A 16152-nucleotide genomic window follows, 5' to 3' on the forward strand; every position below is an offset into this window, starting at 1 on the left:
CGTCTTGCTTGACCATAAAAATGGCTCTCTTAACTATTGCTTCGCATTGCTCACAAAGACGTTTTTCTGCGAATAAAATTTCGTCATTGCACCGCGGTGAAGTAGCTATACGAAAGTTGATTATTAGGGGTTAGCGCTGTCGTATTTGATCGATGCTTCTATTAAAACATCGTTCACAATTTGATCCATAATATCCAAAGGTGACATTGTTTTGGATTTCTCAAGGGCAGTAATGCGTTTAGCTAGCCTATCTGACTCTCTTCCGCCATAGAAACTATTCGCTACAGTTTTACCTCTTTCTTCTTGACATAGCTCAAGTACATTTTGCACAGTTTTCAAGGTTTGCAAATAATTTGAGGTCATAGATGTTTCCATAAGTTGGACTATGACATCTACTGAATTTGTGTGTTGTTGTAATACATTAGAGCATGTTTCTGCCAACTCATTAACCTCCTTACGATAGTTCATTTTCTCATGTAACATCAAATGCTGCATGGCACGAATACTTTGTGCTTTAATTAATGCATTAAAGGTGTCCCCACTCATACTAATAATCCTTAAGCAGCAATTATTGTTTATTGTAGTCTGGATTTTTAGATTTGCCGGTAAAAGGTTAAAGAATAGTAAATCAGCTGTAATTTTTTATCTTCTTGTGCTTTTATAATGCAATGATAAGCGTTTTCTCTTCACAATTTGACAAAATTCCAGTAAATCTAATGGTAAATTTGCTCCCAAATAGAAAATCAGTTAAGATTGTGCGTTTTTTTAACCTTGCCTTACTCTAATTTCATTGGAGAAGGCTATTAATCCATAAGGAGAAATTAGTGAGACATTATGAAGTAGTGTTTCTAGTGCATCCCGATCAAAGCGAACAAGTACCAGCAATGGTAGAGCGCTATGAAGGTATTATCACTAAACATGGTGGTCAAATTCATCGTAAAGAAGATTGGGGTCGTAGACAACTTGCTTACACCATTAAAGATGTACATAAAGCACATTACATATTAATGAACATCGAATGTAATCAGGCTGCACTTGATGAATTAAAAAATTCGTTCAAATTCAATGACGCGATTTTAAGAAATTTAATTATCAAGCGCAAACACGCGATCACTGGTCAATCCGTGTTAATGAAAAAAGAAAAAGATGAAAGAGCAGCCTAAGGAGTAGTTATTTATGTCAACTTCATATTTCCGTCGTAAAAAAATGCGTTTCAGTGCAGAAGGTGCTAGTGAAATCGATTATAAAGATGTCAATGTGCTGAAAAATTACATTACTGAAACAGGTAAGATAGTTCCAAGTCGTATTACTGGTACACCCACTCGCCCACAACGCCAATTGGCTCAGGCGATTAAATGGGCACGATTCTTGGGCTTGTTGCCTTACTGTGATAGCCACCGATAAAAATGGCACGTTTGGGCGAGTTATTGCGAAAGCAGGGACATTTTCTACTGGAAAATGATACTTATGCGTTGATTTATATCGCAATTTTAGCCTTGATTCCTTTTGCTGCATGGTTATCTGTCGCGGTAATAGCGTTAATAACTTTGCGCAAGGGGTGGGGTGCTGGATTCAAAGGATTAGTAGTGGGGATGCTGGCAATGCTATTCCTGTCACTACTATCCTCGTCCTGGTCTTTGGCTGTGATGAATGCTGTGATGGCCTTTTTGCCTTGCTACTTGACCGCGGGTGTATTGCGCTCAACGACAAGTTGGCGTATCGCTGTTGGTTTTATCGTTTTGCAAGGGTTAGTAGGCCTTTTAATGATACATTGTTTGGCTCCGGAATTTATCACTGAGCAATATCAATTTATCCAGGCAATCTTAAAGCAAGTTGAGCACGACAATGCTGTAGCTGATTTGCTAAACAACCAGGATGCAGTCAATTCAGTCGTTATTGCTAACTATATTGTTGGTATTCAAGCAGTAAGTATTGTGTTGTCAGCAATTGCTTCACTTATGTTGGCTCGCTCTATCCAATCCGGCTTATATTATCCGGGTGGATATCGACAAGAAATGATTAATTTTCGAGCCAGTGCGTGGGGTGTTATTGTACTTACTATTGCGGCAATTGGTACTTATTTAGAAAACCCTTTAGCAATAAGCGTTCTGCCCGTGCTCGCAATATATTATGCAGGCGCTGGTATAAGTATAAGCTTTAACATATTGACCAGAGGTAAAAAGGGTATTGGTACATTATTTTTAATATTGATTCCTTTAGTTTTATTACCATTTGTCATGTTGCCCATTTACGTGGTTTTAGGTGCTTTAGATAGTTGGTTTAATTTTAGATTACGTTTACCTGCTAAAACAGGTGGAGCAAAATAAGGGGTTTACTAAGATGGAAGTTATTTTATTAGAAAAAATTAGAAACTTAGGAAATTTAGGCGATAAAGTAAATGTAAAGGCTGGTTACGGTCGCAACTACCTTATCCCACAAAATAAAGCTGTATTTGCTACAGAGTCAAATATTGAGCGGTTTGAACAGCGTCGCGCAGAGCTTGAAAAGAAAGCTCAACAATCATTGGCTAGTGCTGAACAACGTGCTGCCAAGTTGAATGATATCACCGTGGTGATTTCTGCAATGGCTAGTGACGAAGGCAAGCTTTATGGTTCAGTTGGTCCCAATGAAATTAAAGATGCTTTAAAAGAAAAATCAATTGAAGTTAGCAAGCGTGAAATTGTTATGCCTGAAGGACCAATTCACTCAATCGGTGATTATGTAGTTGAAATTCACGTTCATAGCGATGTAATTGCAAATCTGCAAGTTCAAATTGCCCCATCTAAATAATGAATGTGGCTCATAAAAAGAATCTGCTACTCGGCAGATTCTTTTTAATACCGTTCTAGTCGTATCACCTCAAATGCTGGTTCTTCGTAAGGATGGCTGGTTTTTAACGCCTCTACAACTTTTTCAATATGTGAGGCTGAGCAGAGCATCTCAACTTTATACTCAGAGACAAACGTGAGCGCATTGATTGTACCGATTGTTGGATTTGCACCGCTCAAGGGTTTGAATTGTCCTTGGCCTTGGCATTGCCAACAACAGTGCTCATAATCCCCTTGTCTTCCTGCTCCAGCATCAAATAGTGCTTGTTTAACAAGTTCAAGATGACTTTCTGGGACATAAAAGGCAAGTTTAAAATCCATCAATTTTTCCACTTTATATTGCAGCCAAGACTGGGCTTTTGTTCGGTAGAAATTGGCTTCTTAGCCAATAAGTTGTCTAAGGCTTGACGTATATCGCTGCCTGTAACTGCAATGTCATTACCAGGGCGGGAGTCGTCGAACTGACCTCTGTAAGCTAGAAGTAGATCGGAATCAAAGATATAAAAATCAGGCGTGCAAGCAGCTTGATAAGCTTTGGCTACCTCTTGAGTTTCATCATATAGATAGGGAAAAGGATAATTTTGCTCAAGAGCAATTTTTTTCATGTTTTCTGGTGAGTCAGCAGGGTACGCTTCGACATCGTTGGAATTAATAGCCAAAAAGCTTACACCCTTTGAAAGGTAGTCTTGTGCGAGTTTTGTTAATGCATGACTGATATGCCTAACATAGGGGCAGTGATTACAGATAAACATAATGACGGTGGCTTTACTGTCCCAGTTATCATTAAAATTGACTTTAGAATTATCAACCACATTCATTAATGAAAATTGTTGAGCTGGAGTCCCTAAGGGAACCATATTAGAAGGAGTTTTAGCCATAAGTCTTATCCTTGTAAAAAAAACAATTTGAAAATAGCAATAACAGCAAAAAGTGAATTCAGGATGGCCCATAACAAAGTAACAGTTTTACCTTTATAAGTGGTATAAAATGCATAAACTGCTATAGAAAAACTTCCAATAAAAAAGACCCACTAATTTTCATAAGAAAATCCAACAGACAACACTGCAATACCTGTAATGCCAACAATAAGAAAGATGTTATTTAACTGGCCGCTCATAAAGTAGAACGACAATAACTGAATGCAAAGAAGAATTGGTAAAGCCAATTGCAGGGTGGTGCCAATCCCCAGTAGTATGGCACCGTGACCAGCCAGAAGAATCATTTCAAGGGCTATAAAATAGATCAACTTGAAATGAATCGAAGTAAGAAGCAATAGCGCCGAACCAATGACATAGTACTTTTCTGCAGGTGCACCGGCGAGCCCAAATAGCAAAATAAAGGAGCCGATAATACCCACTAAAAGAAATAGTTGATCCTGTCTTGTTGTTTTCACCTAATCACCAACGTAAATAGATTCCTTTCTTTGTTGCATCTGTAATAACGTCATTTTGTGATTTATTGGTTGATACCCAATAATTCCCCATGTTACTTAAAGCAAATTTAACACGAGGATATTGGCAAACGTCTAATACATCCCGACAATCAAGTGTTTTAACAGTTTCATTCTCTTTAACAAAACATTGAAAATGTAAATCAGCGATGTCTGAAGCAAATGCAGCCCAATTTAGAGGATCTAGCTTTGTATTAAGGGAAGGGCTCATAAATACTTCACGTGTTTCAATGCGTTGTAGCTCAATAGGTTGACTACTGCGGTTTTGAATTAAATAAAATGACTGCTCACCATTTTCATTGACAATTAAATGACTATCACCAAATCCAAAGCCTCTAACTTCACATCCATGTGGAAATGGTGTGGGGGCTGTGGCAGCAGCTGACGAATCGCCTATGAAAAATGTAACCATTACTACAGACATGATTGCTTTACAAAATGACATGAAAAACCTCTCAAAAAAATTGGAAGCGCTATTCTAATGATAACTGCATTAAAAGTGAATCAGCTTTCTTTATTCACCATGAGCTGCAATTTTATTTGGCGTCATAGGTGAGTAAGTTCGATACATACTAAGTGCTAAATACATAACTACATAACTTACAGACAAAAACAGCCAAATATAATCCATGTGTGGATAATTCCATAAAACCAGAGCTGAACTAAGCCCGTAAATTAATGAGAAGGTATGCATAACAATTTTTAAATAGCGATATTTGGTTAAATAATCGAGACGTGAAGGATAAACATATTTAATGGGTACGAAAATAAGCACACACAAAATGGCTAATATCAAGGCATTGGTGTACATGGATGTGTCAAAAATAAACATATAAAACACTGCAATATTCCAGTAACAGGGGAACCCTTTAAAAAAATGATCAGGGGTCTTTGCATCAATCTGACAGAACTGATAGGACGAGGTTATTGTTATGCCTATGATAATAATTAATAAATAACTTGCTGGCAGCATGTCAGGCTTTACATAGAGGAAAAAGCAAGGAGTAATGACATAGTTCAAATAGTCAACAATATTGTCCAGTAAAGTCCCGTCAACGTTGGGTAAAACAGATTTCACACGTACTAATCTTGCTAATGTACCATCAACTGCATCGATCACTACCGTAATAGCCATAAACCATAACGCTTGTACGTAATCATGCTGATAAATTTTGACAAGAGTAAGAACACCAAAACATGCAGCACTCGCCGTGAAGGCATGTACAGCCCAGGCAACCAAATAATGAACGGGATGGTAGCCTAGTTTTTTATTTGTCATTGTTTATCCTAAATTTGTAAAAGTGGCTCTATCGTACTGCTTTATATTTGTTTTTAATCAGCAGTCAATACCTCTGAAATTAGCAAAATAGTAGCAACAATCAAAAGTGGTGTGCAAGAAACTAAAGGTGTAATTGATTAATTTTATATGGATCCCGTCACAAAGTTGTCATCTGTTGCACGTTTTGTTTCAATAATGAGCCACTGGTTTCAAAGAATAGACATGCATGCTATTAAAAAGGAAGTGCAATTATTTTACAAATGGCAAAGATAAAGCAGTTATGAGATAACAAATTATTCTACCGTAGTTCTGTATTAAAATGTCAGGTACAGAGATTTGCGTCTAATCCGCCATAAGCTACACTGAAGAAAAATACTTGGAGAATTACATGATCATTCAAACGGTTAATCCCACCACGGAAGAGGTTTTACACGAATATCCTATTCTCAATGAGAAACAGATAGCGACTTATATTGATGCTGGACATCTTAGTTTCAAAGCATGGAAAAATACACCGTTTTCTCAGCGCAATCAGAGAATGTTAAATCTTGCTAAATTACTTAGAGAACAAAAGGATGAGCTTGCGTTACTGATGGCAAACGAAATGGGAAAACCCATTACGGCAGGTAGGGCCGAGATCGAAAAATGCGCTTGGGTTTGTGAACATTATGCTGAGAATGCTGAAAAATATTTGCAGCCAAGAATCATTCAAACCGAGATGAAGAAAACGATGGTTTGTTATCAACCATTAGGTATTGTTTTTGCCATCATGCCATGGAATTTTCCATTTTGGCAAGTATTTCGTTTTGCTGTCCCGGCGGTGATGGCTGGGAATGCTGCCATTTTAAAACATGCTCCTATATCCACCGGTACAGGAAACAGAATTGCTAAATTATTTGAAGAGGCAGGTTTTCCTGAGCATTTGTTTCAACATTTTGTCCTGGACAATGATTTGGCAGCAAAAGTAATCGCCAATGATAAAGTGGTGGCTGTCACACTCACTGGGAGTGAAAGAGCTGGAGCGGCCGTTGCTTCAAATGCTGCGAATCATTTAAAGAAAGCGGTACTAGAACTTGGTGGAAGTGATCCTTATTTGGTATTACATGATGCAGATCTGGATCTTGCGGCTAAAGCTATTGTTACATCACGTTTGAATAATACTGGACAAGTCTGTATTGCAGCAAAACGTGTAATTGCTGTGGAACCGATTTACAATGCGCTAGTGGAAAAAATTAAAGCATTAATGGCAAATTATAAAATGGGCGATCCTTTGGATGATAAGACCAATATGGGGCCCATGGCACGAGATGATTTGCGAAAATCCCTTCATGACCAGGTCATAAGAAGTGTAAAATCAGGTGCGAAATTAGTTGAAGGTGGTGAAATACCCAAGCGAAAGGGTTTTTATTATCCGCCTACACTTTTATTAGATGTTAAAAGGGGGATGGCTGCTTTTGATGAGGAATTATTTGGCCCAGTGGTTGCCATCACTATGGCTTCAGACGAAGCAGAGGCCATCCAGTTGGCAAATGAAACTCCTTATGGTTTAGGAGCTGCAGTATTCACTCAAGATTTGGCCCGGGGAGAACACATTGCGCAATATGACATTGAAGCTGGAGCCTGTTTTGTGAATGCTTTGGTTGCCTCAGATCCAAGAGTTCCCTTTGGCGGCATAAAACGATCTGGCTTTGGACGTGAGTTGTCTAAAGAAGGGATTTTGGAATTTGTAAATACAAAGGCGGTTGCGGTTAATTAATAAATGATGAAAAGTATAAAACAATTTATTTACATTTCTGCAAGCCAACAAATGATGCATTGTTTTGAAAATGATAATGCCTATAAGGTATATTCTATTTCTACAGGAAAAAATGGCTTAGGCGAGAAGAATGGCAGTGGCTGTACGCCAAGAGGGTGGCATCAAATTTATTCTTGTATAGGTCTTGATGTCCCAATCAATTCGGTTTTTGTTTCTCGTGAGCATACTGGGGAGATTTATACTCCTGCGGTGGCTTTACAATATCCTCAACGTGATTGGATATTGTCTCGTATTCTTCAGCTTGATGGTCTTGAAGAGGGTAGAAATCGAGGCGGTGATGTTGATAGTTTACAGCGCTATATCTATATTCATGGAACACCTGATTCAACAGAATTAGGAAAACCCGCCTCACACGGTTGCATTCGTATGAGAAATGTTGATGTAGTTGAGTTAGCTTTATGGGTTGCTATTGGAACTTCAGTGTACATAGAATAAAAGAATTCTTCGTATATACTGCTGCACATGCTAAAAAAATGATAGTTTGATTAAATTAATGCAACACTGGCGTGTAAGTTGTCGGATAGAGGTATATAATGCGCGGCAATTTTATTTTTTCATGCCTAAATGAGGTGAAATGAATGTCTTATAAATTTGAAGAGGGTAAGGATTTAATTATCGATGCGGTAGTTGAGCGATTAAAGGAAAAGATGGGTGGTGAGCAGGCGTCTTACTGCGCTGAATTCGTTCGTCAATTTTACGGCACGGTAGCGCTCGAAGATTTACGAGAATGGGATTTAGAAGATTTATATGGTGCTGCAGTCAATTTTTGGTCTTTAATACAACAACGCAGTCCGGACGAAACAAAAATTCGTATTTATAATCCTGAATTTGAACGTCATGGTTGGCAAACAACCCATACAGTGGTTGAAATTATCACGGAAGACATGCCATTTCTAGTTGACTCATTAAGAATGGTTATCAATCGCCTTGGTTTGGTGTCCCATTTGATTATTCATATGGGGGGCTTGCGTCTACAACGAGATCAGGATAATCAAGTAAAAGCAATTCTTTCACGTAAGAAAGAAGATGACTCGCATATTGATGGTGTTTCTACTGAGGCTGCTATCCTTATTGAAATTGACAGACAAACCGATCCCTCAATTTTGGAAGACTTGCACAATAATTTTGAGCGTGTGTTAGAAGATAATCGTGTGGTTGTAAAAGATTGGATAGAGATGCGTAAAAAGGTCCGTGAGGCTATTGCGGAACTGGATCATGTTGCATCGGTTATTGATCCTGCTGAAGTTGAAGAAACCAAGGCTTTCTTAAATTGGATAGAAGATCACCACTTTACCTTTTTAGGTGTTCGCGATTATGAACTGGTTCAAAAAGGTCAGGAAACAATTTTGCAGCCTTTGCCTGAAACTGGTTTAGGTGTTCTTCGCCAAAGCATGAGCAAATCCAGTGCGCGCAGTATTTCAGCAATGACTCCTGAAGCTAGAGAACATACATTATCTTCACGCATTTTGGTAATGTCTAAAACGAATACTGAAGCTACTGTGCACAGACGCGCTTACACAGACTACATTGGAATTAAACGTTTTAATAAAAAAGGGCAAGTCATTGGTGAGCGTCGCATAGTAGGTTTATACACCTCTGCAGCTTATAACACGAACCCAAAGCATATTCCTTTTTTGCGTCATAAAGTCGCATTAATTATGCAAAATTCAAATCTAAATCCACGTGGACATGCTGGAAAGGTACTCTTGAATATTTTGGAAACCTTGCCACGCGATGATTTAATTCAAGGTTCGGAAGACGAATTGTTAGAGATTGCAATGGGAATTTATTACATGCAGGAGCGTCGTCGTATCCGCATGTTTGCCCGTGTTGATGTTTACCGTCGATTTATTTCTTGTCTTGTGTATGTACCCAAAGAACGTTTCAATACAGAATTACGCCAAGCAATGCAGCAAATTCTTGCTGAGAGCTTTAATTCTCATGAGATTACATTTTCTACCTGGTTCTCTGAGTCAGTTTTGGCGCGCATTCATTTTATGATCCGTATCAATCCGCAAGATACTACGCAATGGGATTTTAAAGAAATTGAACAACGTTTGATTGAAGTTGGTCGAACATGGACTGATGATTTACAACATTTTCTTTTTGAAGCCTTTGGTGAAGAAAGTGCAAATCGATTATACAGTCGCTATAAAAATGCATTTCCGATTGCTTATACATCGAATTTTTCACCTAGAACGGCTGTTTATGACATTAAACACATAGAAACACTTTCATCAGCTAATCCTTTAGTCATGAATTTTTATAAGTTGATGGACGAAAAAACAGACAGCTTCCGCTTAAAAATTTATCAACATGATAATACCATTCCTTTGTCTGATGTGTTGCCAATTGTTGAGCGATTAGGGATGCGGGCAATTAGTGAGCGACCATATCAACTCAAATTTGAAGATGGTAAAGAAACCTGGATTAATGATTTTGCGCTTCAATATATCCGAGGGACCCAATTTGAAATTGATGATATTAAAGATCTATTTCAGAATGCTTTTGCCAGTGTCTGGTTTGGTGAAGCAGAAAATGACGGATTTAATCAATTAGTACTTGCTGCTGAGTTAGATTGGCGACAAGTTGCAGCTTTAAGAACTTATGCTAAATACTTCAAGCAAATTCGTTTTACATTTAGCCAAGAGTACATTGAGTCCGCATTGAACAACAATGCTCATATAGCCAAAAAATTGGTTGAGTTATTTGAAGCTCGCTTTAATCCTGTTCTAAGCAGGAATCGTGAAGAAGAATGCAGCAGAATTACTAATCAGATTTTTGCAGCACTTGATGAAGTGGCTAACCTTGATGAAGATAAAATTATTCGACAATATGTCCAGACAATTCAATCAACATTAAGAACCAACTACTATCAAACTGATAAAAAAGGCAATTACAAAAGCTATATTTCTATCAAGTTAAATAGCAAAGAAATTCCAGGGGTGCCAAAGCCCTATCCCATGTTTGAAATTTTTGTTTATTCGCCCAATTTTGAGGGTGTTCATTTACGTGGTGGACGCGTTGCTCGAGGCGGATTACGTTGGTCTGATCGTCGCGAAGATTTTCGTACGGAAATCTTAGGACTTATGAAAGCGCAGCAGGTTAAAAACGCTGTGATTGTTCCAAGTGGAGCAAAAGGTGGTTTTGTCCCTAAACATTTACCAATAAATGGAACTAGAGAGGAAATACTCGCTGAAGGTATTCGATGTTATAAACTCTTTATTCGTGGATTACTCGATATTACTGACAATTATAATCAAGGTACAGTGGTTAAACCCACTAATGTTATCTGCTATGACGACGATGATCCTTACTTGGTCGTCGCTGCTGATAAAGGAACAGCTACTTTCTCAGACATTGCCAATGAAATTTCCCTGGAATATGGTTTCTGGCTTGGTGATGCGTTTGCTTCAGGTGGTTCAGTCGGTTATGACCATAAAAAGATGGGAATCACTGCAAGAGGGGCATGGGAATCTGTAAAACGACATTTCTACGAGATGAATCGTGATATTCAAACAAATGACTTTACGGTCATTGGTATTGGAGATATGGCAGGAGATGTGTTCGGTAATGGTATGTTGTTATCAAGACATATTAAATTACTGGGTGCATTCAACCATGTTCATATTTTTGTGGATCCTTCCCCAGATCCTGAAACAAGTTTCAAAGAGCGTGAGCGTTTATTTAATTTACCACGCTCAAGTTGGACCGATTATGACAAAAAATTAATTTCTAAAGGTGGTGGTGTCTTTAATCGCAGTGCCAAATCAATCACCGTGACTAAAGAAATGAAAGAAGTCTTTGGTATTAAACAGGCTGTCATTGAGCCAAATGAGTTAATTCGTGTACTCCTGAGAGCAAAAGTAGATTTGTTGTGGAGCGCTGGTATCGGTACATTTGTAAAAGCACATACAGAAAGTCATAGTGATGTCGGAGACAGAACTAACGATGCTATCCGCATTAATGCTAAACAACTGCGTTGCAAGGTCGTGGGTGAGGGCGGTAACTTAGGTTTAACCCAATTGGCGCGTGTTGAATATGATATCAATGGTGGACTTATTTATACGGACTTTATTGATAACTCGGCTGGTGTTAATTGTTCAGATAAAGAAGTAAACATCAAAATCTTGCTGGATAGTATTGTTGATTCAGGCGATTTAACCGAGAAACAACGAAACGAATTATTGAGTGAAATGACTGATGAAGTTGCTGCCTTAGTCTTGCGTGATAATTTTGCACAGCCACGAGCAATCAGTTTAACAGCAATGAAAGCTGCTAGTTCTGTTGAATTACATAGTCGCTACATTAACGAGCTAGAGCGCAGTGGTAAATTAGATAGAGACTTAGAGTTTTTACCGAATGAAAAGGTATTGATGGAGCGTAAGCTAATGGGCCAAGGTCTAACACGCCCAGGAATCTCTGTCTTGCTGTGTTATACAAAGACCATCTTGAAAGAGCAAATATTAGCATCCAATGTTCCAGAAGACTCCTTCTTGAAGGATCTCTTGATTAACTGTTTCCCCAAGCCGTTGCAGGAGCGTTTCAGTAAGCAGATGCAAAACCATCCGCTAAAACGAGAAATTATTGCCACCAAACTCAGTAATCTCATCGTGAATGAAATGGGCTTTACGTTTGTTTATCGATTACAAGATGAAACTGGAGCACCTGTTTCTGCTATCGTGCGTGCTTACATGATTGCAAGAAGTGTCCTTGATCTTGAAACAATTTGGATTGAGATTGCTGCATTAGGTACCACTATCACAGCAGAAAAACAAAATGAATTGATGATGCTTTATTTACGTTTACTCAGACGCATAACACGTTGGCTCTTACGCAGTCAACGTATGCGTTTGAATATTAGTAAAGCGGTTAAACATTACGGACCAGGAGTGAAAGAGTTTAAGAAGGCTTTCCCTGAAGTTCTTGGTGAAGGTAATCGCGCTCAATATGATAAGCATCTTAATGAATATTTGGAGTTGGGTATTCCTAAGGGATTAGCCCATGAGTTGACCATTACGCGTGCCTTGTTCTCTGTTTTAGATGTAATAGAGGTAAGTCACCAGACAGGAGTTGCGGTTGCAAAAGTAGCGGAAATTTATTTTGGTATTGGCGAATTCCTGGATTTAGCTTGGATTCGCACTCAAGTAATTGCGCATACTACAGAAAATCACTGGGAGTCTTTATCGCGAGAAGCATTACGTGACGATTTGGATTGGCAACAACGACAACTTACGGCAGGGATCATTAATCTTTCGGATAAGCGGAAAGACTTTATGCAGTCCTTAGGTGTCTGGTCAGAGAGTCATATGGGTCTTATTGATAGATGGCGTCATGTTTTGTCTGATCTGCGCTCTAGTACAACGCTCAATTATACAATGTTCTTTGTCGCTATCCGAGAGTTGTTAGATTTAACGCAAACTACTGTGCAGATGTCAGCCAATGAAATCGCTTAAGGATGAGTATTATTGCGAGTGTGCGAACATTCCAGAAATTTTTTCTGGATTAATTCGGGGCACTCGCAATAACAAAATCTATGTAAGGTATTAATTCCTATTAAATTTCTAATTTATTTCCATTGTCGTCTAACGGTTGTTCAGAAGGTTTTTTCAGGGGTTATACGTCTTCATAGTAATTGCAAAGTTGGGATAATTATACCAGATTGGTTGTTATACCTCATTTCAGCTCAGAGAAAAAATTGCTCGTAGCGCATTAACTAATTTTCTGGATATTTTACCAGGTATAAGATAAGACATTTGCTAAGTCGAGCATGCTCACATAACTTTATTTTATAGCACCTTGTGGTTTTTGTGGTGACTTGTAAGCAATACAATTTGAGTAGGACTTGATTGTCTAGCTGGGCACGGTAGAATGCGGTTATTAAATCTAATAGAAGGAATTTCAATGCAAGATGCCGCTGCTGAGTATACAAAGGGCTTTAAATTTATCCACTGGTTCATCGCGCTATTAGTTATCCTCATGCTAGGTGCAGGTTTCTTTCTGGATGATTTGCCTGAAGAATACATGGGAACTGCCTATATGATGCACAAGTCGATAGGACTTACTATTTTGTTTCTCATGATTTTTCGTTTAATTTGGGTGAGTTATAAAGGTAGGATCCCTTTACCTGAATCTGTTCCTGCCTGGGAGAGAGTATTTTCACGCGTGGTCCAATACAGTCTTTACCTGTTTTTAATTCTTATGCCCTTGAGTGGTTGGATAATGTCGGTGGCCGCTCAAAGAACACCTAGTTATTTTGGTTTATTGTCATTGCCATTGCCTTGGGTAAAACCTGATAAACAATTGGCTCATTTTATGGAAGATGTGCATGGAATTATTGCCTGGGTTCTTATTGGTTTGATAGTTCTTCATATTGCTGGGGCATTGAAACATCATTTTTACGATAAAGACAGTGTGTTACAAAGCATGCTGCCTCGGCCAAAAATGCCAAGGCAACGTCAAAATATTAAAAATTTTTGAGCGCGATAATCTGTTCTTGATCTTCAAATCGAACTTGCGATGGGTGTTCTAATAGAATGCTTGTCGCAATAAGAAAGTTGTTCTCTCCCAGTGGGCAAAAGTCAATCAATTCACCAATCTCAACTTGTCCTGCACTATCAACTATTTTTTGACCCGCGATTAAGGTCAGTGATGATTCGATTAAGAATAAACGTAATCCATGTTTTAATTTTGATTTGTAATGCATTCTGGCAATAATTTCCTGCCCTTTATAACATCCTTTATCAAAGCTTAAATGCTCGGTTAAATGCAAATCAAGACGATGAGGTAAAAACAACCCTCTTGTTTCAGGGTAAATTTGAACTTGTTTTTGCGTGAGCATTAAGTAATGCCAGGTTAGTGAACCCTGTGATTGTTCTGTGGTAGTGAATAAGTTATGAAATTCATTGATAGACTCATTTTTTACGACAAAAATGTAGAGTTGTTTGCTTAAGGAATAGCAATAAAATCCTTCCTCGTGGACAGCAGCATACGGCTGAGTGGGGAGATTTACTAAATTATCAGGGTTTGATGAATAAAAACCGTAAATTTTATAAGTTTCATCAGGTTTGATAGTCACTCTGGATAATAGTGCCGTTTTAGATAAGGAATTTTGTGTTTCAAGGAGTAAGTCTTTGGGCAAGATTAATTGAAACTGTTGCCAATATATCACATCCACTAAACTAAGAATTCGTCCCTTTAAGTTGCATTGTGCCCCTTGGCGCATCGAGTTAGGCGTAACCTTGTAAAGGTCACAGGTTAATTGTCCTTGCAAGAATTCTTGGGCACGCTCACCTTGAAGACCTAATATCCCTAAATGAGGTAACTCAAAGAGATAATTTTTATCGTGCTGCAATGCAAAACCCTTTTCTAATGGCGGATTGAAAGTATAGGGGCGATGATTAATTAAGTAGTGATCAAAATTCATATTCATGTCGTGAAAGTTTGCGATAGTTGTGAAGTTTAGTGTAACATCGCCCTAGCTGACAATCTGGTAAGATAATGATTACACCTTTAAGAAAAGCAAAATTTCTTTGGCAATGTAGACGAGGTATGCTCGAATTGGATTTAATTCTTGCTCGTTTTGCTAATAATTATTTAGAAAAACTTACTGACGAACAGCTCGATGCCTTCGATAAGCTTTTGGGTTGCATCGATCCAGAGCTATACAGCTGGTTAATGGGCTATGAAACCCCCAATGACAAGGATTTAGTCGAGATTGTTGAATTCATTAAATTGCACGATAAATTTGCGTAAATCTCAATATTTTTTACGTATTGTTCTATTAGTTTATAGTTGCGCCTTTTTAATAGTTTATAACTGCTTCTGGCCGTTATATCTTAAACTACTTACTGAAATTTTATTAAGCATTCAATTGCTGCGGATCCTTCGTGATCCAAGACCGTATTCTCAATATTCACAGTTGACTTATGCTAATAACAGGTGGTCATTGCATAAAGAGGGCTACTCAACCCCATTAGTTTACCAGCGGATGCGCATCATAATTGATCCAGGCTTATTTCTTCTAATGGAATTAAAAAATGAGAAAAGGAGTCAATTGTTAATTATTTTCTCGGATCAAACTGAGCCTTTAATATATAAGACTCTGAAATTGCACGAAAAAATTGTTCGAAATTAAAGCATTTTGTATTTGGGTCGACATAAATACTAAGTTGCTTTGAGAGAGTTATCTATGGAATTAACGGATTACCACCTAATTAATTTAGCCATATCAGGCGATTCATTAGCTGCTAATCATTTGCTCGCTAAGTACCGGAAAAAAATTTTCATGCAGATCCGTACACAAGTTGATGATCATTCCATAGTGAATGATTTAGTACAAGACGTGTGTTTAAAAGTTTTTCGTTATCTACCGACGTTTAAATATCGCTCAAGTTTTAGTACCTGGTTGTATAAGATAACGCAAACGACAATTATCAATTATTTTCGTGCAATCAAACTAGAGCTAAGTCTTAGTGATTATTGCATAAGCCCTGAGAATATCAATAACTCGCCTGAGTTTCATCTTACCCACTTGGAGCTTCAACAGAAAGTCAACGAGATGGTGCTAAAAATGCCCAATGAGCTGCAGCATTGTTTCCATTTATATGTAACACAAGGCTTAAGTTATAAAGTGATTGCAAAACGCTTGCAATGTCCTTTGGGAACAGTCCGTTCTCGCATTCATCGTCTGCGCAATTTTTTAAAAGAGCGATTAAGCGCAATTTCTTAATCCATCCATCATTTCAACACTCAAAATCTAAGCCAGTTAGGGAAGCTT

At 38.2% G+C, this 16152-nt stretch carries 18 protein-coding genes; 11 read left to right on the plus strand and 7 right to left on the minus strand.

Going from position 1 to position 16152, the window contains the following annotated elements; translation table 11 throughout:
• Nucleotides 1–123 precede the first annotated feature (123 nt).
• Nucleotides 124–546 (minus strand): hypothetical protein, encoded by a 423-nt coding sequence (locus LHA_RS07200; RefSeq protein WP_045105938.1) that lies wholly within the window; start codon nucleotides 544–546, stop codon nucleotides 124–126.
• Nucleotides 547–824: 278 nt separating this feature from the next.
• On the opposite strand from LHA_RS07200, the gene rpsF reads away from it, so the two are divergent.
• The 4 genes from rpsF to rplI are packed head-to-tail and all read left to right on the plus strand — an operon-like array spanning nucleotide 825 to nucleotide 2790.
• A complete protein-coding gene (gene rpsF / locus LHA_RS07205; RefSeq protein ID WP_045105939.1) occupies nucleotides 825–1163 on the plus strand; it encodes a 30S ribosomal protein S6 in 339 nt (112 codons plus the stop codon).
• Between the two features lie 13 nt (nucleotides 1164–1176).
• Nucleotides 1177–1404 carry a 30S ribosomal protein S18 gene (gene rpsR / locus LHA_RS07210; RefSeq protein ID WP_045105940.1) on the plus strand — a complete coding sequence of 76 codons (228 nt, stop codon included), beginning with the start codon at nucleotides 1177–1179 and terminating at the stop codon, nucleotides 1402–1404.
• Nucleotides 1405–1406: 2 nt separating this feature from the next.
• Nucleotides 1407–2327: a hypothetical protein gene (locus LHA_RS07215; protein WP_045105941.1), complete on the plus strand. Its 921-nt coding sequence runs from the start codon at nucleotides 1407–1409 to the stop codon at nucleotides 2325–2327.
• 13 nt (nucleotides 2328–2340) lie between these two features.
• Nucleotides 2341–2790: a 50S ribosomal protein L9 gene (gene rplI, locus LHA_RS07220; protein ID WP_045105942.1), complete on the plus strand. Its 450-nt coding sequence runs from the start codon at nucleotides 2341–2343 to the stop codon at nucleotides 2788–2790.
• Between the two features lie 44 nt (nucleotides 2791–2834).
• Here the strand turns inward: rplI and LHA_RS07225 are convergent, their stop codons facing one another.
• The 5 genes from LHA_RS07225 to pcsA form a co-directional block, all read right to left on the minus strand.
• On the minus strand, nucleotides 2835–3149 hold the full coding sequence (locus tag LHA_RS07225) for a Nif3-like dinuclear metal center hexameric protein (protein WP_045105943.1): 315 nt from the start codon (nucleotides 3147–3149) through the stop codon (nucleotides 2835–2837).
• Complete coding sequence (locus LHA_RS07230; protein ID WP_045105944.1) at nucleotides 3149–3706, minus strand: thioredoxin family protein; 558 nt, start codon at nucleotides 3704–3706, stop codon at nucleotides 3149–3151. The genes LHA_RS07225 and LHA_RS07230 overlap by 1 nt, the downstream gene beginning before the upstream one ends.
• Before the next feature lie 152 nt (nucleotides 3707–3858).
• Entirely contained in the window at nucleotides 3859–4221 is a 363-nt protein-coding gene (locus tag LHA_RS07235) for a hypothetical protein (protein ID WP_231861993.1), read from the minus strand.
• Nucleotides 4222–4225: 4 nt separating this feature from the next.
• Complete coding sequence (locus LHA_RS07240; protein ID WP_045105945.1) at nucleotides 4226–4723, minus strand: hypothetical protein; 498 nt, start codon at nucleotides 4721–4723, stop codon at nucleotides 4226–4228.
• A gap of 69 nt (nucleotides 4724–4792) precedes the next feature.
• Nucleotides 4793–5557 (minus strand): phosphatidylcholine synthase, encoded by a 765-nt coding sequence (gene pcsA, locus LHA_RS07245; protein ID WP_045105946.1) that lies wholly within the window; start codon nucleotides 5555–5557, stop codon nucleotides 4793–4795.
• 388 nt (nucleotides 5558–5945) lie between these two features.
• Here pcsA and LHA_RS07250 point away from each other — a divergent pair, with 388 nt between their 5' ends.
• The 4 genes from LHA_RS07250 (at nucleotide 5946) to LHA_RS07265 (ending at nucleotide 13853) form a co-directional block, all read left to right on the plus strand.
• Nucleotides 5946–7313: an NAD-dependent succinate-semialdehyde dehydrogenase gene (locus LHA_RS07250; RefSeq protein ID WP_045105947.1), complete on the plus strand. Its 1368-nt coding sequence runs from the start codon at nucleotides 5946–5948 to the stop codon at nucleotides 7311–7313.
• A gap of 3 nt (nucleotides 7314–7316) precedes the next feature.
• The gene (locus tag LHA_RS07255; RefSeq protein WP_045105948.1) at nucleotides 7317–7808 is read left to right on the plus strand and encodes a L,D-transpeptidase; all 492 of its coding nucleotides are present in this window, start codon (nucleotides 7317–7319) and stop codon (nucleotides 7806–7808) included.
• Nucleotides 7809–7951: 143 nt separating this feature from the next.
• Complete coding sequence (locus tag LHA_RS07260) at nucleotides 7952–12829, plus strand: NAD-glutamate dehydrogenase (RefSeq protein WP_045105949.1); 4878 nt, start codon at nucleotides 7952–7954, stop codon at nucleotides 12827–12829.
• A gap of 448 nt (nucleotides 12830–13277) precedes the next feature.
• Complete coding sequence (locus LHA_RS07265; protein WP_045105950.1) at nucleotides 13278–13853, plus strand: cytochrome b; 576 nt, start codon at nucleotides 13278–13280, stop codon at nucleotides 13851–13853.
• Here the strand turns inward: LHA_RS07265 and ygfZ are convergent.
• Entirely contained in the window at nucleotides 13840–14805 is a 966-nt protein-coding gene (gene ygfZ / locus LHA_RS07270; protein WP_045105951.1) for a CAF17-like 4Fe-4S cluster assembly/insertion protein YgfZ, read from the minus strand. The genes LHA_RS07265 and ygfZ overlap by 14 nt on opposite strands.
• 68 nt (nucleotides 14806–14873) lie before the next feature.
• On the opposite strand from ygfZ, the gene LHA_RS07275 reads away from it, so the two are divergent.
• The 3 genes from LHA_RS07275 to LHA_RS07280 are packed head-to-tail and all read left to right on the plus strand — an operon-like array spanning nucleotide 14874 to nucleotide 16104.
• Nucleotides 14874–15128 (plus strand): FAD assembly factor SdhE, encoded by a 255-nt coding sequence (locus LHA_RS07275; RefSeq protein WP_045105952.1) that lies wholly within the window; start codon nucleotides 14874–14876, stop codon nucleotides 15126–15128.
• A complete protein-coding gene (locus LHA_RS17650; RefSeq protein WP_370447923.1) occupies nucleotides 15121–15510 on the plus strand; it encodes a protein YgfX in 390 nt (129 codons plus the stop codon). The genes LHA_RS07275 and LHA_RS17650 overlap by 8 nt, the downstream gene beginning before the upstream one ends.
• Nucleotides 15511–15564: 54 nt before the next feature.
• Nucleotides 15565–16104: an RNA polymerase sigma factor gene (locus LHA_RS07280; RefSeq protein WP_045105953.1), complete on the plus strand. Its 540-nt coding sequence runs from the start codon at nucleotides 15565–15567 to the stop codon at nucleotides 16102–16104.
• Nucleotides 16105–16152 lie beyond the last annotated feature (48 nt).

The organism is Legionella hackeliae (genome assembly GCF_000953655.1).
Classification (GTDB): Bacteria; Pseudomonadota; Gammaproteobacteria; order Legionellales; family Legionellaceae; genus Tatlockia; species Tatlockia hackeliae.

Bases quoted from the DNA above. Each gene is read 5' to 3' on its own strand.
- LHA_RS07215 (WP_045105941.1), top strand. From the start codon at position 1,407: ATGGCACGTTTGGGCGAGTTATTGCGAAAGCAGGGACATTTTCTACTG.
- ygfZ (WP_045105951.1), bottom strand. From the start codon at position 14,805: ATGAATATGAATTTTGATCACTACTTAATTAATCATCGCCCCTATACT.
- LHA_RS07260 (WP_045105949.1), top strand. From the start codon at position 7,952: ATGTCTTATAAATTTGAAGAGGGTAAGGATTTAATTATCGATGCGGTA.
- pcsA (WP_045105946.1), bottom strand. From the start codon at position 5,557: ATGACAAATAAAAAACTAGGCTACCATCCCGTTCATTATTTGGTTGCC.
- LHA_RS07230 (WP_045105944.1), bottom strand. From the start codon at position 3,706: ATGGCTAAAACTCCTTCTAATATGGTTCCCTTAGGGACTCCAGCTCAA.
- LHA_RS07200 (WP_045105938.1), bottom strand. From the start codon at position 546: ATGAGTGGGGACACCTTTAATGCATTAATTAAAGCACAAAGTATTCGT.
- LHA_RS07225 (WP_045105943.1), bottom strand. From the start codon at position 3,149: ATGGATTTTAAACTTGCCTTTTATGTCCCAGAAAGTCATCTTGAACTT.
- LHA_RS07250 (WP_045105947.1), top strand. From the start codon at position 5,946: ATGATCATTCAAACGGTTAATCCCACCACGGAAGAGGTTTTACACGAA.
- LHA_RS07240 (WP_045105945.1), bottom strand. From the start codon at position 4,723: ATGTCATTTTGTAAAGCAATCATGTCTGTAGTAATGGTTACATTTTTC.
- rpsR (WP_045105940.1), top strand. From the start codon at position 1,177: ATGTCAACTTCATATTTCCGTCGTAAAAAAATGCGTTTCAGTGCAGAA.
- LHA_RS07275 (WP_045105952.1), top strand. From the start codon at position 14,874: ATGATTACACCTTTAAGAAAAGCAAAATTTCTTTGGCAATGTAGACGA.
- LHA_RS07255 (WP_045105948.1), top strand. From the start codon at position 7,317: ATGATGAAAAGTATAAAACAATTTATTTACATTTCTGCAAGCCAACAA.
- LHA_RS07280 (WP_045105953.1), top strand. From the start codon at position 15,565: ATGGAATTAACGGATTACCACCTAATTAATTTAGCCATATCAGGCGAT.
- LHA_RS07265 (WP_045105950.1), top strand. From the start codon at position 13,278: ATGCAAGATGCCGCTGCTGAGTATACAAAGGGCTTTAAATTTATCCAC.
- rplI (WP_045105942.1), top strand. From the start codon at position 2,341: ATGGAAGTTATTTTATTAGAAAAAATTAGAAACTTAGGAAATTTAGGC.